Source organism: Taklimakanibacter deserti (assembly GCA_003574785.1).
In genome coordinates this window covers 46,760-70,498 of the sequence record QORU01000026.1, presented here as the reverse complement: position 1 = coordinate 70,498, position 23,739 = coordinate 46,760, and the positions used below count along the sequence as shown (strand labels likewise).

The 23,739-nt window shown below is 61.5% G+C and carries 27 protein-coding genes; 10 read left to right on the top strand and 17 right to left on the bottom strand.

What is annotated here, in order from left to right:
* Positions 1-406 precede the first annotated feature (406 nt).
* Genes DS839_RS34525 through DS839_RS34510 form a run of 4 tightly spaced genes read left to right on the top strand, consistent with a single transcriptional unit; the run spans position 407 to position 3,833 of the window.
* Positions 407-1,246 carry an ABC transporter permease gene (locus DS839_RS34525; RefSeq protein WP_119275099.1) on the top strand — a complete coding sequence of 280 codons (840 nt, stop codon included), beginning with the start codon at positions 407-409 and terminating at the stop codon, positions 1,244-1,246.
* Positions 1,247-1,259: 13 nt separating this feature from the next.
* Positions 1,260-2,030, top strand: coding sequence for an ABC transporter permease (locus DS839_RS34520; RefSeq protein ID WP_438816560.1), 771 nt, complete (start codon positions 1,260-1,262; stop codon positions 2,028-2,030).
* A complete protein-coding gene (locus tag DS839_RS34515) occupies positions 2,027-3,070 on the top strand; it encodes an ABC transporter ATP-binding protein (RefSeq protein ID WP_119275097.1) in 1,044 nt (347 codons plus the stop codon). Before DS839_RS34520 ends, DS839_RS34515 begins: the two co-directional genes overlap by 4 nt.
* 4 nt (positions 3,071-3,074) lie before the next feature.
* Complete coding sequence (locus DS839_RS34510) at positions 3,075-3,833, top strand: MBL fold metallo-hydrolase (RefSeq protein ID WP_119275096.1); 759 nt, start codon at positions 3,075-3,077, stop codon at positions 3,831-3,833.
* Positions 3,834-3,895: 62 nt separating this feature from the next.
* Here the strand turns inward: DS839_RS34510 and DS839_RS34505 are convergent, their stop codons facing one another.
* Positions 3,896-4,540: a hypothetical protein gene (locus DS839_RS34505; protein ID WP_119275095.1), complete on the bottom strand. Its 645-nt coding sequence runs from the start codon at positions 4,538-4,540 to the stop codon at positions 3,896-3,898.
* Between the two features lie 6 nt (positions 4,541-4,546).
* A complete protein-coding gene (locus DS839_RS36790; protein WP_162919000.1) occupies positions 4,547-5,305 on the bottom strand; it encodes a hypothetical protein in 759 nt (252 codons plus the stop codon).
* 270 nt (positions 5,306-5,575) lie between these two features.
* Between DS839_RS36790 and DS839_RS34500 the strand changes: the two genes are divergently transcribed.
* A complete protein-coding gene (locus DS839_RS34500) occupies positions 5,576-5,749 on the top strand; it encodes a hypothetical protein (RefSeq protein ID WP_368912086.1) in 174 nt (57 codons plus the stop codon).
* 62 nt (positions 5,750-5,811) lie between these two features.
* On the opposite strand, the gene DS839_RS34495 is transcribed toward DS839_RS34500, so the two are convergent.
* The 10 genes from DS839_RS34495 to ehuB form a co-directional block, all read right to left on the bottom strand.
* A complete protein-coding gene (locus DS839_RS34495; RefSeq protein ID WP_119275094.1) occupies positions 5,812-6,456 on the bottom strand; it encodes a hypothetical protein in 645 nt (214 codons plus the stop codon).
* Between the two features lie 106 nt (positions 6,457-6,562).
* Positions 6,563-7,312, bottom strand: a complete 750-nt coding sequence (locus DS839_RS34490) for a tetratricopeptide repeat protein (protein ID WP_162918999.1) — start codon at positions 7,310-7,312, stop codon at positions 6,563-6,565.
* Positions 7,296-7,937, bottom strand: a complete 642-nt coding sequence (locus DS839_RS36785) for a hypothetical protein (protein WP_162918998.1) — start codon at positions 7,935-7,937, stop codon at positions 7,296-7,298. Before DS839_RS36785 ends, DS839_RS34490 begins: the two co-directional genes overlap by 17 nt.
* A gap of 159 nt (positions 7,938-8,096) precedes the next feature.
* Positions 8,097-8,624 carry a hypothetical protein gene (locus DS839_RS36780; RefSeq protein WP_162918997.1) on the bottom strand — a complete coding sequence of 176 codons (528 nt, stop codon included), beginning with the start codon at positions 8,622-8,624 and terminating at the stop codon, positions 8,097-8,099.
* Positions 8,625-9,059: 435 nt separating this feature from the next.
* On the bottom strand, positions 9,060-10,037 hold the full coding sequence (locus DS839_RS34485) for an aldo/keto reductase (protein ID WP_119275092.1): 978 nt from the start codon (positions 10,035-10,037) through the stop codon (positions 9,060-9,062).
* 71 nt (positions 10,038-10,108) lie between these two features.
* On the bottom strand, positions 10,109-10,798 hold the full coding sequence (locus DS839_RS34480) for a GntR family transcriptional regulator (protein ID WP_119275091.1): 690 nt from the start codon (positions 10,796-10,798) through the stop codon (positions 10,109-10,111).
* Positions 10,795-11,574, bottom strand: a complete 780-nt coding sequence (gene ehuA, locus DS839_RS34475) for an ectoine/hydroxyectoine ABC transporter ATP-binding protein EhuA (protein ID WP_119275090.1) — start codon at positions 11,572-11,574, stop codon at positions 10,795-10,797. The genes DS839_RS34480 and ehuA overlap by 4 nt, the downstream gene beginning before the upstream one ends.
* The gene (gene ehuD, locus DS839_RS34470) at positions 11,571-12,230 is read right to left on the bottom strand and encodes an ectoine/hydroxyectoine ABC transporter permease subunit EhuD (protein ID WP_119275105.1); all 660 of its coding nucleotides are present in this window, start codon (positions 12,228-12,230) and stop codon (positions 11,571-11,573) included. Before ehuD ends, ehuA begins: the two co-directional genes overlap by 4 nt.
* The gene (gene ehuC / locus DS839_RS34465) at positions 12,227-12,955 is read right to left on the bottom strand and encodes an ectoine/hydroxyectoine ABC transporter permease subunit EhuC (RefSeq protein WP_119275089.1); all 729 of its coding nucleotides are present in this window, start codon (positions 12,953-12,955) and stop codon (positions 12,227-12,229) included. The genes ehuD and ehuC overlap by 4 nt, the downstream gene beginning before the upstream one ends.
* Positions 12,956-13,058: 103 nt before the next feature.
* Complete coding sequence (gene ehuB, locus DS839_RS34460) at positions 13,059-13,931, bottom strand: ectoine/hydroxyectoine ABC transporter substrate-binding protein EhuB (protein ID WP_119275088.1); 873 nt, start codon at positions 13,929-13,931, stop codon at positions 13,059-13,061.
* Between the two features lie 194 nt (positions 13,932-14,125).
* Here ehuB and eutB point away from each other — a divergent pair, with 194 nt between their 5' ends.
* From eutB to DS839_RS34435, 5 genes are read left to right on the top strand one after another with little or no spacing between them, the layout of a single operon-like run.
* On the top strand, positions 14,126-15,121 hold the full coding sequence (eutB, locus tag DS839_RS34455; RefSeq protein WP_119275087.1) for a hydroxyectoine utilization dehydratase EutB: 996 nt from the start codon (positions 14,126-14,128) through the stop codon (positions 15,119-15,121).
* A 2-nt stretch (positions 15,122-15,123) separates the two neighbouring features.
* Positions 15,124-16,113 (top strand): cyclodeaminase, encoded by a 990-nt coding sequence (locus tag DS839_RS34450; RefSeq protein WP_119275086.1) that lies wholly within the window; start codon positions 15,124-15,126, stop codon positions 16,111-16,113.
* 10 nt (positions 16,114-16,123) lie between these two features.
* Positions 16,124-17,299 carry a M24 family metallopeptidase gene (locus DS839_RS34445; RefSeq protein ID WP_368912085.1) on the top strand — a complete coding sequence of 392 codons (1,176 nt, stop codon included), beginning with the start codon at positions 16,124-16,126 and terminating at the stop codon, positions 17,297-17,299.
* 7 nt (positions 17,300-17,306) lie between these two features.
* A complete protein-coding gene (locus tag DS839_RS34440; RefSeq protein ID WP_119275084.1) occupies positions 17,307-18,455 on the top strand; it encodes a M24 family metallopeptidase in 1,149 nt (382 codons plus the stop codon).
* A 23-nt stretch (positions 18,456-18,478) separates the two neighbouring features.
* Complete coding sequence (locus DS839_RS34435) at positions 18,479-18,916, top strand: VOC family protein (RefSeq protein ID WP_119275083.1); 438 nt, start codon at positions 18,479-18,481, stop codon at positions 18,914-18,916.
* Between the two features lie 53 nt (positions 18,917-18,969).
* Here the strand turns inward: DS839_RS34435 and pcaF are convergent, their stop codons facing one another.
* From pcaF to DS839_RS34410, 5 genes are read right to left on the bottom strand one after another with little or no spacing between them, the layout of a single operon-like run.
* Positions 18,970-20,172: a 3-oxoadipyl-CoA thiolase gene (gene pcaF / locus DS839_RS34430; protein ID WP_368912084.1), complete on the bottom strand. Its 1,203-nt coding sequence runs from the start codon at positions 20,170-20,172 to the stop codon at positions 18,970-18,972.
* A gap of 1 nt (position 20,173) precedes the next feature.
* On the bottom strand, positions 20,174-20,986 hold the full coding sequence (locus DS839_RS34425) for an ATP-binding cassette domain-containing protein (RefSeq protein WP_119275081.1): 813 nt from the start codon (positions 20,984-20,986) through the stop codon (positions 20,174-20,176).
* Positions 20,979-21,866, bottom strand: a complete 888-nt coding sequence (locus DS839_RS34420) for an ABC transporter ATP-binding protein (protein WP_119275080.1) — start codon at positions 21,864-21,866, stop codon at positions 20,979-20,981. The genes DS839_RS34425 and DS839_RS34420 overlap by 8 nt, the downstream gene beginning before the upstream one ends.
* The gene (locus DS839_RS34415; protein ID WP_119275079.1) at positions 21,863-22,711 is read right to left on the bottom strand and encodes an ABC transporter permease; all 849 of its coding nucleotides are present in this window, start codon (positions 22,709-22,711) and stop codon (positions 21,863-21,865) included. Before DS839_RS34415 ends, DS839_RS34420 begins: the two co-directional genes overlap by 4 nt.
* Entirely contained in the window at positions 22,704-23,708 is a 1,005-nt protein-coding gene (locus DS839_RS34410; RefSeq protein WP_119275078.1) for an ABC transporter permease, read from the bottom strand. Before DS839_RS34410 ends, DS839_RS34415 begins: the two co-directional genes overlap by 8 nt.
* Between the last annotated feature and the right edge of the window lie 31 nt (positions 23,709-23,739).

The window sequence follows — 23,739 nt, the reverse complement described above, 5'->3', positions numbered from 1 at the left end:
CAGCGACTGTTCGGTTGTGCGTGAGAACAGCGAAGATCCCAAGCTCCCCGACGGTTGTAGCCGGAGGGTGGACGGGCGACATCGCCGAGCGAGGGGCCTGGCGGCCGCCAGGCCCCTCGCTACGTCGATCCTTGAACAGGATTCGACGACAGCTTCCAGATACAAGGGTGGCGCGCGGAACGCGCGACGGGTGGGGTGTCTGAGCAAGGAAGGTCTCTCATCCAGTGTTTTTACAAGCCCAACTGTCGAACTCTTCTCCGCGGAGAGACCCCACCCGTCCGCCCTCTCGCCTTCGCGAAGCCGAAGTTTCGTTTCGGCAGAGCAAGGTTGCTTCGCTTCGGCGGAGCAAGGTCGGGCGTCCACCCTCCCCGCGCTTTGCGCGGCGGAGGGAGATTCCAGTCCTGCAATGACGCAAAGCTCGAATGCCGGCCGGGCGCTGCCCTGGCTGATGACGGGGCCGGCCCTCTTCTGGACGCTCGCCTTCTTCGTCCTGCCCTTCATCGCCATGGCGGTGGTGAGCGTCACCTCCCCCGAGGGCTATTCGCTCGCCAACTACCAGCAGTTCTTCAGCAATCCGAGCTATTATCAGGCGCTCGTCAATTCGCTCGAAGTGACGGCCATCGTGACGGTCGTCTCGATCCTCATCGCCTATCCCTTCGCCTGGATCCTCGCCGAGCAGATCCCCGAACGCTGGCAGAGGCTGGCGCTCATCCTCGCCGTGCTGCCCTTCTGGACCTCCTATGTGGTGCGCTCCTATAGCTGGCTGCTGGTGCTGGCGGAAAAGGGCGTGGTCAACAACACGCTGGTGCAATTGGGGCTCATCGCCGAGCCCATCCAGCTTGCCAATACCCGCTTCGCCACGGTCACGGGCTTCGTCCATTTCTTCGTCATGCTGCTGACGCTGACGATCTACGCCAATCTGAAGCAACTGAGCCCGAGCTACCGCAAGGCCGCCGCCGATCTCGGCGCCGGCCCGGTCCAGACCTTCATCCATGTCATCCTGCCGCTCACCCTTCCCGGCATCATGGTCGGCGCCTTCCTCACCTTCGTGCTGGCGATCGGCGATTACATCACGCCGCAGATCCTCGGCGGCAACAACGAGCTCCTGATGCCGCAGCTCATCATGCTGCAGATCGGCCGGCGCGGCGACTTCCCGCTCGCCTCGGCGCTCTCCATCCTGCTGATGGCGGTGGTGACGCTTGCCTATCTGGCGTCGGCCCGCTGGCTCAAGATCGAGAGGGCGTGACATGAAAGGCGGCATGCGCGCGATCACCATCGTCTATGCCGGCCTCGTCTACGGCTTCATCTTCCTCCCCGTCGTGACCCTGGTGCTGTTCTCCTTCCAGGCGACATCCTTCCCGATCCCGCCTTTCTCGGGTCCGTCCTTGCGCTGGTACCAGACGGTGCTCGCCGACCAGAGGCTCACTTCTGCGCTCGGGAACTCGCTTCTTGTTGCCGTCATCTCATCGGCGCTCGCGACGCTCCTCGGTTTCCTCGCCGCCTGGGGCTTCGCCCGCTTCGTGCTGCCGGCCTCAGCCCTTTTGCGCGGCCTCATCACCTTGCCGCTGACGGTGAGCTATCTCATCATCGGCATGGGGTTGCTCGTGCTCTTCAACCGCATCGGCATGCCCAAGTCGCTCACCGCCGCCGGCATCGGCCATGTGGTGATCAACCTGCCGCTCTGCTTCGCTATCCTCTACAGCCAGATGGGCGAGCACCAGGCGAATATCGAGCGCGCAGCACGCGATCTCGGCGCCAAGGAATGGCAAGTGCTGGCGCTCGTCACCGCGCCGATGCTATGGCCGGCCTTGTTCGCGAGCTTCTTTTTGTCGATGACCTTCTCCTGGGACGAGTTCGTCATCTCCTTCCTGCTCACCCGCTTCGACACGACCTTGCCGGTCGAGATCTGGAACCTCCTGCGCTCCGGCCTCAACCCCAAGACCAATGCGGTGGGGGCGCTCGTCTTCCTCATCTCCATCGTCTTCGTACTCCTGTTCGAGATCGCTCTCTTCCGGAAACCCAAATCATGACAGCCCTGGTCCAGGTCAAGAATGTCTCCCGGCTCTTCGGCAGCATGCGCGCGCTCGATCATGTCTCGCTCGACATCGCACCCGAAAGCTATACGGTCCTGCTCGGCCCCTCGGGTTCGGGCAAGACCACCTTGCTGTCGATCCTGGGCGGCTTCCTCGAGCCCAGCGAAGGACAAGTGCTCATCGAGGGCGAGGACTGCACCAGCATGCCGCCCGCGAAGCGGCCGACCACCACGGTCTTCCAGGATTATGCGCTGTTCCCGCATATGACGGTCGGCAACAATGTCGGTTTCGGCCTGCGCATGCGTGGGCTGGCGCGGCCCGAGCGAGACCGGCGAGCACGCGACGTCCTGGCGCTGGTCGGCCTCGCCGAAGCCTTCGACAAGAAGCCGCATCAGCTTTCGGGCGGCCAGCGCCAGCGCGTGGCGCTTGCCCGTGCGCTCGTCGTCGAGCCCTCGGTGCTGCTGCTCGATGAGCCTTTGGGCGCGCTTGATCTCAAGCTCCGGCGGCAGATGCAGGACGAGCTCAAGGCCATCCAGAAGCGCGTCGGCACGGCTTTTGTCCATGTCACCCATGACCAGGAAGAGGCCATGGCGCTCGCCGATCACTGCGTGGTGATGAACCATGGCCGGATCGAGGATGAAGGACCGGCGGAACGCGTCTATTCGAGGCCCGGCAGCCGCTTCAGCGCGACGTTCATGGGCGAAAGCACGATCTTTCCGGGCCGCGTCACATCCTCCCGCGAGATCGAAACCCCATTCGGCACCTGGCGGCTCAACACCGACGCGGCCACTGGAGCGGACGTCGCTCTCGCCTTGCGGCCCGAGCATGTCGCCATCGGCGACGGGCCGCTGGCGCTCGGACGGGCGAAGGTCGGCGATGTCGTCTTCCAGGGAAGCTTCAAGCGCGTCACGGCGGCGCCCGAGCGCGCCGCGCAAATCGACCTCCTGGCGCGATTGCCTGCCGACGCCGCCGTCCGAGCGGGCGATGTGGTTGAATTCGCCTGCGATCCCCGCCATGTTCTGGTGCTGACGAGGTAGCGGAATGGCAGAGCTCGCGGCGGCGCAAGCGCATGAATGGTATGAGACGATCCGCCTGGGCGACGATGTCACGCTCATCCATGAGCCGTGGATCAAGCCATTCTACCGCTGCAATATGTGGCATGTGCGCGGGCGCGACCGCGACCTGCTGTTCGATTCAGGGCTCGGCCATTTCAGCCTGAAGAAACATGTGGCGCGCCTGAGCGAGAGGCCGCTGTTCTGCGTCGCCAGCCATACGCATTTCGACCATATAGGCTGCCATCACGAATTCGCGCACCGCCTCGTGCATACGGCCGAAGCCGATATCCTGGCCGATCCGCGGGGCGACCTCACCCTCGCCGACAAATATGCGACGGAAGAGATGTTCGATCGCCTGCCCCAAGGCTGGAAGACGGAGAGCTACCGCATCGCCCCCGCGCCGGCGGAGCGCTTGCTCGAAGATGGAAATGTGATCGATCTCGGCGACCGCGCTTTCGAGGTCGTGCACACGCCCGGCCATTCGCCGGGCGGCATCGGCCTCTTCGAGAGGAAGACCGGCATCTTCCTCTCAGGCGACGTCGTCTATGACGGCCCGTTGATCGATGATGCCTATCATTCCGACCGCGCCGCCTATCAAGCGACGTTCGAGCGCATCAGGCCGCTCGCGGTGAGCGTCGTGCATGGCGGCCATTTCCCGAGCTTCGGACCGACGCGCTACCGCCAGCTCATCGATGAGTATCTGGCGGGCTTGCGCAAGGCAGGGTGCCATCTGACGGCGAAGTGAGCGGCGCAATAACCCAATAAGCCTCGAACTGCGGTGTGGCAGAAATCGCCTGGGTGCATCATTCATCCACCACGATCTTCTCTATACTTCTGTTTGGCTCGCTCTCTGGACTCACGTTCGCGTTCGCGCTCCGTGTGCGACATTTGTGTTTCGGCGACCGCCCTGATCCAGGATATCAACTCCATATCGGCGCCAAGCGCCTCTGCATCGTCACACCAGTCGATGTCCAACACGCAGTCTCCCGTGCGCGGTACGTCTGTAGAGTCGATGAGCGCCTCCATGGCCTCGTTCACCGTCTCGACTGAACCTGTCTTGACGGACAGCCGAACCAGGTTTCCCGCCGCATCATTCACGCCCCCTTGCCTCTGGATAGCCAGTTCAAGGGCTTCTCTGGCGTGCAAAAGTCCCGCCTCCTGCTCATTATTCTCAAACAATGCTCTGGATAAAGTCATCAACGATGTGTAATGCGGAAACTCCTGATGGTACGCCTGCGCCAACTTGACGGCAGCTGCGGTATTGTCAGCCCATCCGCATTCAGAGATAGCGAGCGTATGGAGTTCGATGCGCACATTCCACTCGGTTTCAGTTGCGAGACCAGACAGCAGCATGGCCGCGCTCTTTGGCATAGATACCCCATCGACCTCCACTACCTCATTTCTATGAGGCTCCACTTGTTTTAGCAAAGCGCGGAGATCGATTCTCTTCACTGGTCGCTACCTCTTCTTCTTCCGTCTGTTAGGCGGCTTCGGTAAAAATATACCATCTTCATCGGGATCGCTCCAGGGCCTTGTTTCTTTTTCGCCTCTCAGGCACAGGTCACGAATTTCGAGGGCGCGCTCGTGGCATTTACGCCAAGCTTCCGGGCTATAGCCGTAGTTCTTGTGGCATTGTTCATTGTCATGAAAAAATTGATCGTGGCAATGATCCTTGTCAGCTTCAGTAAGTGGTGCCTTATCTTGATAGATTAATGGAGGAAATGTGAGATTGTCGTCCATGGGTGGGCAATAAGAAGGGGATCTTTCCCATAAATAATCCAAGTATCTCCATGGGAGGACGCTCGCCGTTTTGACCGCAAATGGACGGTTATAAATGGTCTGCGGATTTGCCGGCCGTGATGAAGTGCCGGGCGCTTCCGTGAAAGCAGGCTGGTTATGCGCTGGAATGCCGCGAGCCTTCACCCTGTCAGCAACTTCACCGGGATAGGAGGATCTTGTCGGTTCACGGAATGGGTAAGGACGAGGCGTCGGTATCAGCTCACGCGATTGACTTGCAGCTTCCTCGCTTGTCGTCATGCCCAGCTGCGATGCGAAGGGAAATCTCGTTCCTCCAAACGCGGGCTCGCTATAGCTTTCATCGCCCGATGCCATACCGGTTTGCGCGACATTGTCGAGGGAATTATCCCCATACTTCCTGTTATGCGCACGTAGTAAAGCTTGCACGAGGCCATGCCTATCTCGGCGATCGAGAACCATTCGGTTGATCCTTTTGTTGGAGTTGGGATGGGGCCGACGCGTGCTCGGTCAGCCCTCAGGAGTTTGATGACCTGAAGGATTGCGGGATTCTATTCGGAAATGAATGAAGCGCTCTGGGAGGCGCTAACGGGGTTGCCGGGTATGGTCCGGATAAGCCCGGCCATCCAACACAGCCATTGAAGTCGGAGCCTAGTAACTCCGATCTTGAAATTTCCCAATCCTACCGTTTGGCCCACGATGTCAAGCGCCAATCGCCGCGGCCGGCAGGATATGCCTATCATTCCGACCGAGCCGCCTATCAGGCGACTTTCGAAGCGCTTCAACGCGGTCGCCGTCGTGCATGGCGGCCATTTCCCGAGCTTCGGACCGACGCGCTATCGCCAGCTCATCGATGACTATCTGGCAGGTTTGCGCAAGGCAGGGTGCCATGTGACGGCGAAGTGAGCGGCGCAATAACCCAATAAGCCTCGAACTGCGGTGTGGCAGAAATCGCCTGGGTGCATCATTCATCCACCACGATCTTCTCTATACTTCTGTTTGGCTCGCTCTCTGGACTCACGTTCGCGTTCGCGCTCCGTGTGCGACATTTGTGTTTCGGCGACCGCCCTGATCCAGGATATCAACTCCATATCGGCGCCAAGCGCCTCTGCATCGTCACACCAGTCGATGTCCAACACGCAGTCTCCCGTGCGCGGTACGTCTGTAGAGTCGATGAGCGTCTCCATAGCCTCGTTCACCGTCTCAACTGTACCTGTCTTGACGGACAGCCGAACCAGGTTTCCCGCCGCATCATTCACGCCCCCTTGCCTCTGGATAGCCAGTTCAAGGGCTTCCCTGGCGTGCAAAAGCCCCGCCTCCTGCTCATTATTCTCAAACAATGCTCCGGATAAAGTCATCAACGATATGTAATGAGGGAACTCCTGATGGTACGCCTGCGCCAACTTGACGGCAGCTGCGGTATTGTCAGCCAATCCGCATTCAGAGATGGCGCACCCATAGAGTTCGATGCGCACATTCCACTCGGTTTCAGTTGCGAGACCGGACAGCAGCATGGCCGCGCTCTTTGGCATCGATACCCCATCGATCTCCACTACCTCATTTCTATGAGGCTCCACTTGCTTTAGCAAAGCGCGGAGATCGATTCTCTTCACTGGTCGCTACCTCTTCTTCTTCCGTCTGTTAGGCGGCTTCGGTAAAAATATACAATCTTCATCGGGATCGCTCCAGGGCGGTGCTGATTGACGCTTCATCAGACGATTACGAAAGTTCTCCACGAGCCAGATACCACTCGAGCTCAATCAACGGGTTCTCTATCTGGACAACCTTGGCCATCAATCTTCGGCACTCATGCTCTTGACCATCCAGCCTGTGCCTCACAGCAAAATAAAAGAGAGCATTTACGAGTTCCCTCCGCCGCAAAAAATCTTTCCTCCGCAGCCAGCCTAATAATTTGTTGCTACCAAAGCGCTGCTGGAAGATTACTTCAGCGGATTTTATCCCCAAAGCAAGGTCGACCAGAGGCCCCGGCCAACATGCAAGATGGCCAAAGGTCGATAACTTGCGAAAATAATCCATCGTGTAGTTGAGTAAATCATGATCCTTCAGTGTAACAGCTGCATACCAGAGCAACAATCCATCCGATGCGCCTCCAGCGAAGTCGGTATAGAGAATTTTCCCACTTAGGATACCTGACACCCTATATCGCCACGCGATCACAGCCTCAGCATGTCTGCCCATCAGCCATTGGGCAACTCCCTCGTATTCGAGATGTGATCCCTCGTCTTTCCTGTGCGGCATTTCCTTTAGCTCGGTCGCCTCTCTAAATTGAGCCAATGCTTCTTCATAGTTTTCCAAACACAACAAAAAAAGTCCGCAGTTCACGTGATCCGGGGGCGTTAAATTCAAACCTCGGGTTTTCGCTTCATTATATGCGTCAAGGGCTTGTTGATACTTCCCTTCCTCTGCGAGCGCCCAGCCAGCAGAATCCGGGCTAGTCACCAAATCCATCGTAAATATTACCTTCCTCGTCATAACTTATAGCTCTGACCCTTGATTCTTCGTATCCCCAGTTCTGGATTTGCCGATTCAGTTGCTTTTGGCTATGCGGTTTGTTCGTTTTAATATCTAGAATTTCGAAGCCCGGATCCAGATCATACTGATACTCCATATCAGGTCCCTTTTGGCCGGTTTTGACATTATTACGGAATCTAGTTTTTGGGTACGACTCCTTCAAAAATTCTGCGATTTTTTCGTGCATATAATTGCCAAACGGAACGGTCCCGGGTTTCAGGTGTTTTGGAGGCGTAACCTTCCCAATTATCTTGCCTCGCCAAGTTTTTCCCTTTCTTCTGAGCGTCGCCGGCGCAATTACCACCATTAATCCCGATGCAATCTTCCTGCCGGTATCGTCCCATGGACTTGTTGGTGGCCTAAACAACTCAGGATTTGGGGTATCAATATAGATGCCGTCGACTATAGCCTGCCGGGCTTTGGCGTCATCGAACGCCATATCTGCAAATGTCTGAGCAATGCCTTTGCCAATTCCTCCTAAGAACTCTGACCAGATTTCGCCGGACGTCGGGTAGCGAACTTCTGGCATTTTTTTCTCTCGGTACGGAGCTTCCTTGGCCATATCTGGTCCACCGTCGGCCAGACGCGAAGTGGCTGGGCGATGTCCCGGCGGGGTGGTCTCCGCAGTTCCGTCATGACCCCATGACCGTCGGCGCAACGTATCAATTCTAGGATTATTGAATCCCGTCTTTGTATCCTCCCCGCTTTGATATGCCCTTGTTTAGCCAGATTCCAATTGTGTTGCAAGCGCAACAGGATGTGCTCTTGTGGCATTTGTCGCCGGATGTTTATTCAGGTCAAGCGTCTTGCCGAGAAGGTATCCGCCGGTCGGTTTGTGCTCAGTGCTGTTGGCTGCATAGACCGCCAATGGCGGGTCATAGATGGTCTGCGGATTAACCAGCCGTGGTAAAGTTCTGGGCGCTTCCTTGAAAGCAGGAAAGCCGCCGGCTTTCGCCGTGTCGACAACCTCGCCGGTATAGGAGAATCTTGCCGAATCGAGGAATGGATGAGAACGAGGCGTCGGTATAAGCTTGTACGATTGACTTGCAACTTGGTCGCCAGTCGTCACGCCCGACTGTGATGAGGAGAAAAATCTTGCTCCTCCAAAAACGGGCTCGCCGTAGCTTCCATCGCCAGATGCCGTGCCGCTTTGTGCGACATTCTCGAGAAGATTACCCCCATACTTCCTGTTATGCGCACGTAGTAAAGCTTGCACGAGGCCATGCCTCTCTCGGCGATCGAGAACCATTCGGATGATCCTTTGTCAGAGTTGGGATGGAGGCTGACGCGCGTTCGGTCAGCCTTAGGGAGTTTGATGATCTGGAGGATTGCGGAGTTTCTATTCAGAAACGAAATGAAACGCCCTGGGAGCCGCTAAGTGGATGACCGTACGGGCCGGTTAGGCCCGGCTATCCAACGCGGCTAGTGAAGTCGGAGCCTAACAACTCCGATCTTGATATTTCCCAATCCTACCGTTTGGCCCACGATGTCAAGCGCGAATCGCCGGAGGATGATGCCTATCATTCCGACCGCGGCACCTATCAGGCGGCGTTCGAGCGCATCCGGCCGGTCGGAGTGAGCGTCGTGCATGGCGGCCTTTCCCAAGCTCCGGACCGACGCGCTATCGCCAGCTCATCGATGAATATCTGACGGATGCCATTTGACCACGAACAGGAAAAATGGTTCATCCCGGCCGATAGGCTCGTTTGGCCTCCGGATCGTCGGTCGCGTAGGGGAGCGCCATCAACTCGTCCCAGGCCTGCTGAGGGATAGGGTATAGCATCCAGTCCAGCGTCTGGCTTATGCGTTCCGGCCGGCTGATGCCGCAGATCGTCGAGGCGATGCGCTGATCTCGCATTGAGAACTGCAAGGCCGCGGCGCCGGGCGGAATCCCATGCCTAGCACAGACCTGCTCGATCCTGGCAATCGGCTCGAGCATGAGGGACGAGGCCTCCTGATAGACATAGCGCCTATGCGATGCCGAGCCCTTGGCGAGGATGCCGCCCGAATAGGGCGCGGCATTGAGAACGGCGATTCCCCTCTCCTGGGCATAGTCGATCAACTCTTCAGCATTGCGGTTGGCGAGAGTGAAACGGTTATGCGTGATGAGCGCGTCGAAGTCCCAGTCGCGCACAAGAGGCATCATGATATCGACGCGCCCGGCCGCAAGGCCGACGGCTTCGGCCAGACCTTCCTCTTTCATGCGAAAGAGCTCGGCCAGCGCTCCATTTAGAGCGGTCACGTCGGAAAGCGAATGGGCGTGTTCGGGATCGTGCACATGGAGGAGCTGAATATGATCGACATTCAGTGCTTTGAGACTTTCCTCCAGGGAGCGGCGGGCGCGCGCGCCATCGAAGTGGCCCGTCTCCATGTCGCGGTCAAGCTTGCTGGAGATGACGAAGCCCGGTGGAAGGCCGCCCCGCTCGCGGATCACATCGCCGACGCGCTCTTCGCTTCGGCCGAAGCCGTAATTGCGTGACGTGTCGAGGCAATTGACCGAGCTGTCGAAAATGGCGCGCACCGTCTCGCGCGCCTGTTTCGCCGCGACGTCATAGCCATAGGTGTCGGGCATGCTGCCAAGCGGCGCCAGACCAAAGCAGAGCCTGGTGACGGAGACACCGGACCGGCCAAGCGGCACTTTCTCGACCAGAATTTGTATCATGCGAACCTCGCCTGCCGAAAGATTTTACAGGTATTCCGGTCCGGATGGAATCGTGGCTCGGCTTCGTCGGGCTACTCCCGCTTCTGATGTTCCTGCATGCGGCGGACCCACATGGAGATGTGGCTGCGCCGGATGAAGCCGACGCTTTCCCAGTCGCCGAGCTCCATGGCGGCGAGGATATCGGCCACCTCGCGGCGGAAGACGGCGATCTCGTCCGCGAGATCGAGATTCGGCGCTGACCTCAGCCAGGCGCGGTTGGTGAGGAAATAGAGCCTTTCAGATATCTCGCGCAAAGGCCGGTTGCCGATCATCGCCGCGAGCTCATGGAAGAAGTCCATATTGAGGCGGGCATAGGCCTTGGGCTCGGGCGATTTGATGAGCGCATCGCAGCGCCCGAGCAAAGCGCGTACCCGCGAGAGGTCCTCCGGCGAACGCGGCAAGGGATCGAGCTTGCCCATGAGGCCCGCCAGCTCCATGCGCAGGCGATAGACCGGCAAGAGCGCCTCGAGATCGACGTCGATCACGAAAGTGCCAACACCGTGCCGGCTTTCGAGCAGTCCTTCGCTTTCGAGACGGGCGAGGACGCGCCGCACCGGCGTGCGCGACACGCCGAATTCGCGCGCCAGATCCTCCTCGGCAAGCCTGCGCCCCGGCTCATATTCGATGAGGCAGATGCGGTCGCGAATGGTATTGTAGATGCGCTCGAAACGCTCGCGCGCCAGGGTCAGCGGCTTGTCGTCATTGTCGGCGGCAAAGCTCATCCGGCCTCCAGCACCGCGTGCAGGAACTGCTTGGTCCGCTCGTTCTTCGGATTGCCGAAGAATTCCTTCGGGTGGCCCTGCTCGCAGATCTTGCCTTGATAGAAGAAGCAGATGCGGTCGGCAAATTCCTTGGCAAAGCCCATCTGATGGGTGACCATCAGCATGGTGAGATCGTGCTCGCTGCCCAATTTCCTGATCACCTGAAGCACTTCGCCTACGAGCTCCGGGTCCAAAGCGGAGGTCACCTCGTCAAACAGCATGATTTTGGGGCGCATGGCAAGAGCGCGCGCAATGGCGACGCGCTGCTGCTGGCCGCCCGAGAGCTGCGAGGGGTAATGCTCCTTCTTCTGCGACAGGCCCACCATGTCGAGGAGTTCGGCGGCGCGCGCCTCGGCCTCGGCCTTCTTCATGCCGAGCACCGTGACCGGCGCCTCGATGCAGTTCTTCATCGCGGTCATATGCGGGAAGAGATTGAAGGACTGGAACACCATGCCGATCTTGGCGCGGATCTTGCGGATATGCGCCTGGTCGGCGCGCACCAGCTGGCCGTTCCGCTCCATATGAGTGAGCGGCGAGCCCTCGACCCAGATGACCCCGTCATCGATGGCCTCGAGGGTCATCAGCATGCGCAGCACCGTGGTCTTGCCCGAGCCCGACGGCCCGATGATGGCGACCTTCTCGCCCTTCATCACGTCGAGCTCGAGCGAGTCGAGCACGGTCAACGGACCATAGCGTTTCGAGACCTTGTCGAAGCGCACCATGGGTTTGTCGTTCATCGCGCGGGTCTCCGGTTGAGATAGCGTTCGGCGGCACGGATGAGGCTGGCGGAAACAAGGCTCATCGCCAGGAAGAACAGGCCGACAAGCGTGATGGGCTCGGTGTAGCGGAAGGTCTCGGAGCCGATGATCTTGGCGGTCTGCATCAGCTCGAGCACGGCGATGGCCGAGAGCAGCGGCGTCTCCTTGAACAAGGCGACGAGATAGTTGCCGAGCGCCGGCACGATGGGCGGGATCGCCTGCGGGATGATGATGTCGCGGAAGGTCGTCCAGGCGCTGAGATTGAGGGCGATCGAGGCCTCCCACTGGCCGCGATGGATATTGTCGAAGCCGGCGCGATAGACCTCGGAGCAATAGGCGGCATAGTGGATGCCGAGCGCCAGGACGCCCGCGGTGAAGGCATCGAGCGTGATGCCGAAAGACGGAAAGACAAAGAACAGAAAGAAGATCTGGATGAGGAGGGGCGTCGAGCGGATCAGTTCCACCAGCACCGAGATCGGCCAGGCGGTCCAGGGAAAGGCGATGCGGGCGAGAGCGAGAACGAGGCCGAGGCCGGCAGCGAGCACGAAGCCCACGAGCGTCGCCTCGATTGAGATGACCGCGGCGCGGGCGAGAATGGGAAGGATCTCGAAAGCAAAGGCCCAATCCCACATCAGACGGTCCTCCCGCGCGCCAGGCCACGTGAAGCGCGCTGCTCGAGATAGCGCATGGCGATGGTGATGACGAGCGACATGGCGAGATAGATGAGGAGCACGAGGGTGAAGATCGGGATGGTCTTCATCGTCGTCTGGTTCATCTGCTGCGCCTTGAAGGCGAGATCGGACAAAGTGATGAGCGATACGAGCGCCGTCGATTTGAGGAGCTCGATGAAGAGATTGCCCCAGGGCGGGATCATGGCGATGAAGGCCTGCGGGAGGATGATCCGGCGCAGCATCTGGAAGCGCGTCATGTTGAGAGCGGTCGCCGCTTCCCATTGGCCGCGCGCCACGGAGGTGATGGCGCCGCGGGCGCATTCGGCGCCATAGGCCCCGATGTTCAAGCCGAGCGCCAGGACGGCGACGGTGAAGGCCTCGAGATTGATGCCGAATTGCGGGAGGACGAAGAACAGCCAGAAGAGCTGCACCAGAGCGGAGGTGCCGCGGAAGATCTCGATATAGATATTGGCGAGCCAGCGGACCGGCGCCGGTCCGTAGAGCTTGCCGAGCGCCGCCAGCACGCCCATCACGACGGCGAGAAGGGCGCCGAGCACCGTGATCTTGGCGGTGAGGACGGCGCCCTCGAGCAGACCCGGCAGAAAGATGCGATAGGTTTCCTGGGTCGCGAGGATGGCGATGATCACGATCGACGCCACCAGCATGACGATGAGCGTGCGAATGCCCATGCGCTTGCCCTTTCCCGATGAGGTGTCTCGAGAAGGCGAGCAGCACGCCGTGCCGCCACGCCTTCAAGCTCAGACCGCGAAGCCCCGGTCTTTGCGGTCGAGACTATTCACCCTTGCACAGTTGCTCCATGGTCTTGTTCGGCAGGTAGTCCTTGCCGAAACCAAGGGGCGTCACCAGCGCCAGATGCTCCGGCGTTCCGAGGAAGGCCGTGAGCTCCTTGTTGAAGGCTTCATAGAGATCGGTGTCTTCCTTGCGGAAGCCGAAGCCGCCATGGCCCTTGACGGATTTGCCGGCGACTTCGCCGAAGGGCGTCGTCGATTCGACCCCTTCGCCCTTCTTGGCCATGTCGGCGATGGAGAGCGCGGTCAAGGCGGCGCCATCGGCGCGATCGGACTGCACGGCGGCAATGAGGCTCGATTGATCGGGAAGGATCACGAGCTGGTCCTGCGGCACGCCCGCATCCTTGGCATAGCCGACCTCGACGGCGCCCGCCATGACGGCGAGCTTCAGCGCGCTGTTGTCCTTGAAGCTCGTATAGTCCTTGATGCCCTTGGGATTGCCCGTCTTCACCAGCATGGCCTGGCCGATGCCGTAAGAGGGTTCGGAGAAGGCGATCTCCTTGCAGCGCTTGGGATTGATGAACATGCCGGCGGCGATGATGTCGAAGCGGCCCGCCTTGAGGCCGGGGATCAGCGAGCCGAATTCGGTGAGGACGCCGTCGACTTGCGCGATGCCCATCTTGGCGAGCACGGCCTTGGCCACTTCCGGCGCCTCGCCGGTGAGCTTGCCGTCGGGCGTCGCGTAGCCGAAGGGCGCCTCATTGGCGAAACCGATGCGGATGAAGCCCTGCGCCTTGGCGCGCTCGAGCGTGGTTTCGGCAAAGGCCGAAGAGGCAAAGGCGAAGGTCGATGCCGCCAGCGCGAGGCCGGCGGTCCCCTTCAGCAAATGACGGCGCGTGATGATCGTTCTGGACATGCGTTTCTCCCTGAAACATCGCGAATAGGGTCCCGGTCTTCAACGGATGAGCCTGAGGCTTCCTGCCAGGTACGCTTTGTTGTATACAACTTATCTGGACATGCTGCAAGGGAAGATGTATTTTATCTGAAAATAAGCAGTTTTGGCGTGCGGCATAGCCGCTCGTCTCGTTGTTGTGCACATTTGAGGATCCGATGGGGTTTGCTCTTGCCGAGGTCATGGAGGCTCACCGCCTCATTGCCGGGCTCGCTCGAAGGACCCCGCTAATCGAGGCCCGCGGCATCGGCGCCGATGCCCGCCAGCCGCTGCTGCTCAAGCTCGAGACCCTTCAGCCCATTGGCGCCTTCAAGATCAGGGGCGCTGCGCATGCGCTCTTACGCCTCGACGATCAGGCCAAGCGCCGCGGCGTCGTCGCCTGCTCGACCGGCAATCATGGGCGCGCGGTCGCTTATGCCGCGAGCCGTCTCGGGATTCCCGCCACCATCTGCCTCTCGAATCTGGTGCCGCAGATCAAGGTTGATGCGATCGCTGCCCTTGGCGCCACGGTCCGGCGCTGCGGCTCCAGCCAGGACGACGCGCAAACGGATGCCGATCGCCTCGTCGGCGAGAAAGGCTTGACCGATATCTCGCCCTTCGATCATCGCGACGTGATCTTAGGACAGGCGACGATCGCGCTCGAGCTCTTGAGCGAACGGCCCGACCTCACCCGGATCGTCGTGCCGCTGTCGGGCGGCGGCCTCATCGGCGGCATCGCCTTCGCGGCGAAAGCCTTGAAGCCTTCGATCCGGATCACCGGCGTCAGCATGGAAGAGGGGGCAGCCATGCATGAGAGCCTCAAGGCCGGACATCCGATTGCCGTGACCGAAGTCCCCTCGCTCGCCGATTCGCTTGGCGGCGGTATCAATCTCGCCAATCAATGGACCTTCGACCTCTGCCGCAAGCATGTCGATGAAACAGTGCTGGTGAGCGAAGAGGAGATCTATCGCGGCATGCGCGCCCTCTTCTTCAAGGAGCGCCTCGTCGCCGAAGGTGCCGGCGCCGTCGGCATCGCCGCACTGCTTGCCGGCAAGATCAAGCTCGACGGGCCGACCGCCATGATCGTCTCCGGCCAGAATGTCGACATGGATCAGTTCCTGGGCGTCGTCCGGGGCGATGCGGTCATGCTCGGCGATCGCCTGGTGAGAGGATAGACATGGCCGATATCGCGATCCTGACCGAGAAAGACCTGCGCCAGGCCGTGACGCTCGATGTGCGCGTCCTCGCCGTCGTCGAGGAGGCCTTCCGGCTCCTCGCCTCTGGCAAGGTGATCATGCCGCCGATCCTGTCGATGGAGATCAAAGACGCCCATGGCGAGGTCGATGTGAAGACCGCCTATCTTCCGGGCTTCGACAATTTCGCCATCAAGGTAAGCCCGGGCTTCTTCGACAATCCGAAGATCGGGCTGCCGAGCCTCAACGGCCTGATGATCCTGTTCTCGGCCAAGACCGGGTTGGTCACGGCGCTCCTCCTCGACAATGGCTATCTGACCGACATCCGCACCGCGGCGGCGGGCGCCGTCGCCGCCAAATATCTGGCGCCGAAGAAGGTCGAGACCGCGGCGGTGCTCGGCGCCGGCATGCAGGCCCGCCTGCAGATCATCGCCGCGCATCTGGTGCGGCCGTTCAACAAGGTGCTGGTCTGGGGCCGCGACAAGGCCAAGGCCGAGGCTTGCGCCAAGGACATCGCCAAGGCGCTCAAGGTCAAGGCGGAAGCGGTGACGGATGCGGCGCAAGCCGTCGGCGAGGCGCAGCTCGTGGTGACCACGACCTCGGCGAAGAAGCCGATCCTGCGCGCCGAATGGCTGCATAAAGGCCTGCACATCACCGCCATGGGCTCCGATCAGGCCGGCAAGAACGAGATCGACCCGCGCGCCGTGGCACTTGCCGATCTCTATTCTTGCGACCGCGTCGCGCAGGCGGCAGCCCTTGGCGAATTGCGCGCCGCGCGCGCCTTGGGCCTCATGAACGGCAACACCCCGCCCGAGCTCGGCCAGATCGTCGCAGGCCTTCATCCCGGCCGGGCTTTGGAAAGCGCCATCACGATCTGCGATCTCACCGGCACCGGCGCGCAGGACACCGCCATCGCATCCCACGCCTATGCCTCAGCCCAAAAGGCCGGCATCGGCACCATGATCAAAAGCTGAAGAGGCCCATGTGAGCACGCCATTCTCCCGCGCGGAATATGCGCAACGACTTTCGCAAGTCAAAACCCGCATGGACAAAGCGGGCTTCGACCTGATCATCTGCCAGGATCCGGCCAATATGGGCTGGCTTACCGGCTATGACGGCTGGTCCTTCTATGTGCCGCAATGCGTTCTGGTGCATCAGGAGGAGGAGACGCCGATCTGGTTCGGCCGCGCCCAGGATGCCAAGAGCGCCCATTTCACCACCTATCTGCCGGCGCGGAATATCGTGCCTTTCTCGGAGAAGCTCATCCAGCATCCCGTGGGCCATCCCTATGACGAGTTGGCCGAGCTCATCCGCGCGCGCGGCTGGGGCAAAGCGCGGATCGGCGTCGAGATGGACGCTCATTATTATACCGCGCGCTGCCATGCGCATTTGACCAAGGGATTGCCCGAAGCGCGCTTCAGCAACAATGGCGACCTCGTCAATTGGGCAAGGCTCGTCAAGTCGGAAGCCGAGCTCACCTTCATGCGCGAGGCGGGGCGCATCTGCACCCATGCGATGAACAGCGCCATTGCGAAGATGAAGCCCGGCGTGCCGCAATATCAGGTGATCGCCGAGATCTATCATGCCCAGACGATGGGCGTCGGCGGCATTGGCGGCGACTATGCCGCGATCTGCCCGTTGATGCCGGTCGGCGAAGGCACGAGCACGCCGCATCTCACCTGGACCGACGAGCCTTTGCCGAATTCGGGCCTGGTGATGCTCGAGATCGCCGGCGTCCGGCGGCGCTATCATGCGCCTTTGACGCGCACCATGCATCTGGGCAAGGCGCCCAAGGAGATCGGCGACGTCGCCAAGGCGGTGGTCGAGGGCGTCGATGCCGGCCTCGCCAAGGCCAGGCCCGGCAACACGGCTGCCGAGGTCGAAGCCGCGTGGCAAGCGGTCCTGCGCAAGCATGGGCTCAAGAAGGAAAGCCGGGTCGGCTATCCGGTCGGCCTTGCCTATCCGCCCGATTGGGGCGAGCGCACCGCGTCACTCCGGCCCGGCGATGAGACCGTGCTCGACGCCGGCATGTGCTTCCATATCCAGTCGGGTGTGTGGCTCGCGGATTTCGGTGTCGCGATCTCGGAATCCTTCGTCGTCACCGACAAGGGTGGCGAGCGCCTCACCGATGTGGCGCGCGAGCTGATCGTCATCGATTGAGCCACCCATGCATGACAATCCCTTCAGCGATGGCGAGATAAGGCAGCGCCTGGCGCGGGTGCGGCAGGAGCTGGCGAAGCGCAAGCTCGACGCGGCGATCTTCGCTTCACCCGAAAATGTCTTCTATCTGACCGGCCTCGATCATTGGGGCTATTTCGCGCCGCATCTCCTCATCGTGCCGCTTGCGGGTGCGAATATTCTCATCACCCGCGCGATGGAGCGCGTCTCGGTCGAGAAGCAGGTGAGATCGGCTGAGTTCCGCGGCCATCCGGACAGCGAGACCGCCGCCGACATCGCGGCCCGCGTGCTGAAGGATCTGAACCTCACCGATAAATCGATCGGCCTCGAATATTGGACCTCGGGCTTGAGCTTCGGCCTGGCGTCGTCGCTGCAAAGCCAAGTTACGGCCACATGGTCCGACATAACCGGTCTCGCCGACGGGCTCCGGCTGGTGAAGAGCGCCGCAGAGCAGGCGCTGATGCGCCGCGCCGCGAAAATCAGCGATGCGGCGGCGAAAGCGGCGGTCGCGGCCATTGCCGATGGCGCCAGGGAGAGAGATGTGGCCGCTCTCTGCAGCGCGGCGATGATCAAGGCCGGCGGCCATCCGCCGGGATTCGGTCCTTTCATCCGCCCGGGCAGCCGGCTCGGTGAAGAGCATGCGACCTGGGGCGACGGCCAATACCGGAAAGGCGAGCCGGTCTTCGTCGAGCTTTCAGGCTGTGTCTCGCGCTATCATGCGCCCTTGGGCCGGCTCGTCCATATCGGCGCCATTCGCGAGGAGGATGCGAGGATCGCCGGCATCGTGCGGCAGGCCTTCGATGCCGTGGTCGAGGCGATCAGGCCGGGCACGACCGCGAAGGCCGTCTATGCCGCCTGGCAGAAGGTCGTCGATGAGGCCGGTCTCGCGCATTACCGGCGGCATCATTGCGGCTATTGCGTCGGCATCGGGCAGCCCCCCTCCTGGACCGGGGGCAATACGGTGACCGGGCTCAGGCATGATTCCGACCTCGAGATCAGGACCGGCATGAGCTTTCACATATTGTCATGGTTGATGGGAAGCGGGAGGGGTGACGACTTCCTGTCCAATACGGTATTGCTGACCGAGACTGGTCCCGAGGTCCTGACCAAGCTCGAGCTCGGGCCAATCCTGATCTAGGCGACACCTTGCGGGTTTGACACATGGCGCTCAAACGGATGGACAACATAGGAATCGTCGTCGATGATCTCGGAGAGACGATTGATTTCTTTCGCGAACTCGGCCTTGAACTCGAGGGGCGGGCCACGATCGAAGAAGAATGGGCTGGACGTGTCACGGGACTGGGCGATCAGCGCGTCGAGATTGCCATGATGCGCACGCCGGACGGCCATGGCCGGCTCGAGCTATCCCGCTTCCTCACGCCGCCTGCCGTCGAGGATCACCGCAACGCCGCGGTTAACGCTCTAGGCTATCTCCGCATCATGTTCGCCGTGGACGACATCGACGCGACGCTGGAAAGGCTCCGCAATCGCGGCGCGCAGCTCGTAGGCGAAGTCGTCCAGTATAAAGACGCGTATCGGCTCTGCTACATCCGCGGGCCTGAAGGGCTTCTCATCGGACTCGCCCAAGAACTCAGCTGAGCGAAGGGCGACCAATGTCAGCCAGCGCGTTGCACAAAGGGTCCGTTGTTGGACTAGACCGCCTCAATCGCCAGCGCCACGCCCTGGCCGACGCCGACGCAGAGCGTCACCAAAGCGCGTTTGGCGTTGCGGCGCTTGAGCTCGAGCGCCGCGGTGCCGGCGATGCGGGCTCCCGAAGCGCCGAGCGGATGACCGAGCGCGATGGCGCCACCATTGGGATTGAAGTTCTCATCCGCCGCATCGATGCCGAGGGCTCGCGTCACGGCGAGGACTTGCGCGGCGAAGGCCTCATTGAGCTCGATCACGCCGAAATCGGCGAGCTTCAGCTTCTGCCGTTCGAGCAATTTATCGACGGCGGGAACGGGTCCCATGCCCATGACCCTCGGCGCTACGCCGGCACTCGCTGCGCCTAAGATGCGGGCGAGGGGTGTCAGGCCATATTTCGCGATCGTCCTCTCCGAGGCGAGCAGCAAAGCGGCGGCGCCGTCATTGACACCCGATGAATTGCCGGCCGTCACCGTTCCGTCCTTGCGGAAAGGTGTGGGCAATTTGGCGAGTTTCTCGACCGTGGTGCCGGCGCGGGGATGCTCGTCCGTAGCAACCGACAGAGCCTCGCCTTTCTTCTGCGGCACCGTCACCGCGACAATCTCTTGCGCGAAGCGGCCGTTTCCTTGCGCCGTCACGGCGCGCGCCTGGCTCTGCGCCGCATAGGCGTCCTGGTCGGCGCGGGAGATCTGATGCTCGGCGGCGACATTCTCCGCCGTCTCCGGCATGGACTCGATGCCATATTGCGCCTTGATCAGTGTATTGACGAAACGCCAGCCAATGGTCGTGTCGTGGATTTCGGGCGCGCGGGCGAAAGCCGTTTCCGCCTTCGGCATCACGAAGGGCGCCCGCGACATGGACTCGACACCGCCGGCGATCACCAGATCGGCCTCGCCGGTCTTGATCTGGCGGGAAGCGGCGATGACGGCGTCGAGACCCGAAGCGCACAGCCGGTTGACCGTCATCCCCGGCACGGTTTCGGGCAGGCCCGCGAGCAGAACCGCCATGCGGGCGACATTGCGGTTGTCCTCGCCCGCCTGATTGGCGCAGCCGAGGATCACCTCGTCGATCGCGGCAGGATCGATTCCCTTGTGGCGCTCGACCAAGGTGCGAACAGGAAGGGCGGCGAGATCATCGGTGCGCACCGAGGCGAGGACGCCGCCATAGCGCCCGATCGGCGTGCGGATAAAATCGACGATATAGGCTTCCAAGTCAGGCCTCCTTGAGCCAGCCATCGCTGACTTCGGGCAAGGGAATGCAATCGCGCAAGAGCCTTGTATAGGCGTGTTGCGGTCTGTCAAAAAGTGCCGCTGTTTCGGCGTCTTCGACGATCTCGCCCTGGCGCATGACGATCACCCGGTCGCACAGCCGCCGCACCACCGAGAGATCATGGCTGATGAAGGCCATGGTGAAATTCATTTGCGCGCGCAAGGTCATCAGGAGATCGAGGATCTGCGCCTGGCTCGACACATCGAGGCCGGAGACGATCTCGTCCGCCAGGATGAAGCGCGGCTTCAAGGCGACGGCACGGGCGATGCCGACCCGCTGGCGCTGTCCGCCCGACAGCTCATGGGGATAACGCGATGCGAAGCTTTCCGGCAGGCCGACTTGCCGGAGCGCTTCGGCTATCCGTTGACGGCTATGGGCCAACCCGTGCAGTGAGAGCGGAGCCGCGATGATCGCGCCCACCGTCTTGCGCGGATTGAGAGACGAGAACGGGTCCTGGAAGATGATCTGGAGATCGCGCCGCAAAGGTTGCAAGTCGTCGTCGGTGAGCGTGGCGATCTCGCGCCCGGCAAAGACGATCCTGCCGGCATCGGGCTTCAGCAGACGGATCAGCGTGCGCCCCAACGAAGTCTTGCCCGAGCCCGATTCGCCGACAATGCCCGTGATGGCGCCTTCTTTGAGCGTGAAGCTCAGGCCTTTCAGGATCTCGATGCGGGGTGCTGCTCCGAGCAGAGGCTTCTTCGTCATGTCGGGCAGCGACAGATGCAGATTCTCGACCGTGAACAAGGCGTCAGCCATGGGCCGGTCTCCTCGTCCAGGCCGCGTCGGTCAGGGCGACCTCGCGCGCCAGTTCCGCGATCAGCTCGGGCGAGGCGGGTTTGAGCGAGTCTTCCGGCCGGTCATAGCGCGGGGTCGCCGCCATCAAGGCCCGCGTATAGGCATGCTTCGGCCTGGCGAAGAGCTCAGCGACCGGCGCCTGCTCCACCACCTTGCCGGCGTAAAGCACGGTGGCGCTCTGGCAGAGCTTGGCGACGACGCCGAGATTATGCGTGATGAAGAGCAAGGCCGTGCCGTGGCGCGCCTGCATGTCGGCGATGAGCCCTAAGATCTGCTTCTGCACCGTGACATCGAGCGCCGTCGTCGGCTCATCCGCCACGATCAAGCGCGGCTCGGCGCTGAAGGCCGAAGCAATGAGGGCGCGCTGGCGCATGCCGCCCGAGAGCTCATGCGGGTAAAGCCGCATCACCCGCTCCGGCTCGGCGATCTTCACCTCGGCGAGGAGCGCCAGAGCGCGGGCTCGCGCCTCGGCTTTCTGCATGCCGAGAATATGGATGAGCCGGTCGCAGATCTGCTGCTCGATTCGCTTTGCCGGATTGAGCGCGGTCAAGGGATCCTGCGGGATGAAGGCGGCGCGCTTGCCGATATAGAGGCGGCGGGCGCTTTCCGGCAGCCCTGCCAGATCCTGATCGGCCAGCGTCACCTGGCCCTCGACGATGTCGACCGCCCGGGGCAGGATGCCGAACACGGCGCGCGCGATCATGCTCTTGCCGGCGCCCGATTCACCGACCAGCGCATGGACTTCGCCCGGATGGACGGTGAGCGACACGGAGCGCAACAGACGGCCGCCCTGCTTCAAGGCGACGCTCAGGCTGGCGATCGTGAGATAGGGCGCCGTCATCTGAGCACCGGATCGAAGCGTTCCTTCAAGCCTTCGCCGAACTGGCTGAAGGCAAGGACGGTGAGGAAGAGAGCGATCATCGGGAAAAGCAGCACCCACCAAGCCTGGTAGATGATGCCGCGGCCCTCGGCGATCATGCTGCCCCAGGTTGCCTGATCGGTCGATACCGACAGATTGACATAGGACAGGATGGCTTCGACGATCACCGCGATGCCCATTTCGAGCGACAGCAGCACCGTGATGGCCGGCAGCACATTGGGCAGCACTTCCTTGAGCAAGGTCGCCATGCGGGAAAGGCCCATGGCGCGGGCGCTTTCGACATAATCCATCCGGCGCTGCTGCATCGTCTCGGCGCGCACCACACGGCAGAAGCGGGTCCAGTCGATAATGGCGATGGCGAGGATGACCGAGGTGAGGCTCGGATTGAAGAAGGCGACGAGGAGAATGGAGAGGAGGACCGGCGGAAAGGCCATCCAGATGTCGACGATGCGCGAGATGATGCGGTCGGTCCAGCCGCCGAAGAAGCCCGAGAGGAGGCCGAGGGCCGATCCCAGAAGGCAGGCGGCGAGGCCCGCTCCTATGGCGACGATGAAAGCCGGGCGCGCCGCCGAGATGAGACGCGACAGCACATCGCGGCCGAGGCTGTCGGTGCCGAGAAGATAGCCGGGCTCGCTGCCTGCGATCCAGGCGGGCGGCAATTTGCCGAGCATGAGATCCTGAGCGAGAGGATCATGCGGCACGATGAGGGGTGCGAAGATCGCCGCCAGCGCCATGAGGATCAGCCACAGGCCGGAGAGCCAGAGCCTGGGGCCGGTTCTCACCGTGATGGCGCGGGCCTCAGCCATGCCGGAGCCTCGGATTGAGCAGCGCATAGCTCAGATCGACCAGGAGATTGATGATGACGAAGATCAACGCAAAAACGAGGACGATGCCCTGGATCAAGGGCAGGTCGCGATTGATCACGGCATCGATCGCCATATTGCCGAGGCCTTCATAGGAGAAGAGCCGCTCGACGATCACCGTGCCGCCGATGAGGAAGGTGAATTGCACGCCGGCCAGAGTGAGGGTGGGGATGACGGCGTTGCGCAGCGCTTCCGACAAGAGCACGCGGGTCTCGGAAAAGCCCTTGGTGCGGGCGAGCATCACATAATCCTGCTGCATCGCCTCCTTGAGTGAGGTTTTCAGGAGCTGGGCGATGACCGCCGCCAGAGGCAGCGCCAGCGCCAGGGCCGGCATCAGCATATGGCGCATGAGGTCGAGAAAGATGTCGAAGCGCAGACGCAGGATGCTTTCGATGAGATAGAAGCCCGAGACGAAATTGAGATCGAGGGTCGGCGAGACGCGGCCCGATATGGCAAAGACCGGAAAGGCGACGCCGAGGAGCAAAATGAGGGTGAGACCCCAGAGGAAATCCGGCATGGCGAGGCTTGCGCCATTGAAGAGGTCGATGCCGGTCTCGGCCGCCGTGCCGCGATAGCGCGCCGCTATGACGGCAAGGCTGCCCCCCAAGGCCACGGCGATGACGAGCGCCAGTGTCGCGAGCTCGAGCGTCGCCGGCAGACGGCCGAAGATCAGCCCCATCACATCCTGGCGCAAGGAGATGGAAGTGCCGAAATCGCCTTGCAAGGCGCGACCGAGCCAGATCCAGAACTGCGTCATGATCGGCTTGTCGAGGCCGTAATGGGCGGTGAGTAGGGCGATGTCGGCGTCGGAGGCGCCGGGCGGCAGCATCATGGCGATGGGGTTGCCGGGGACGACGCGCACCAGGATGAAGACGATGAGAGCCACGCCGAAAAGCGTGACCACAGTCGAGCCGAGGCGGATCAGGAGGTTTCGGCCCATGCCAACTCAGAACCTTGCCAGAGCAGTCGGA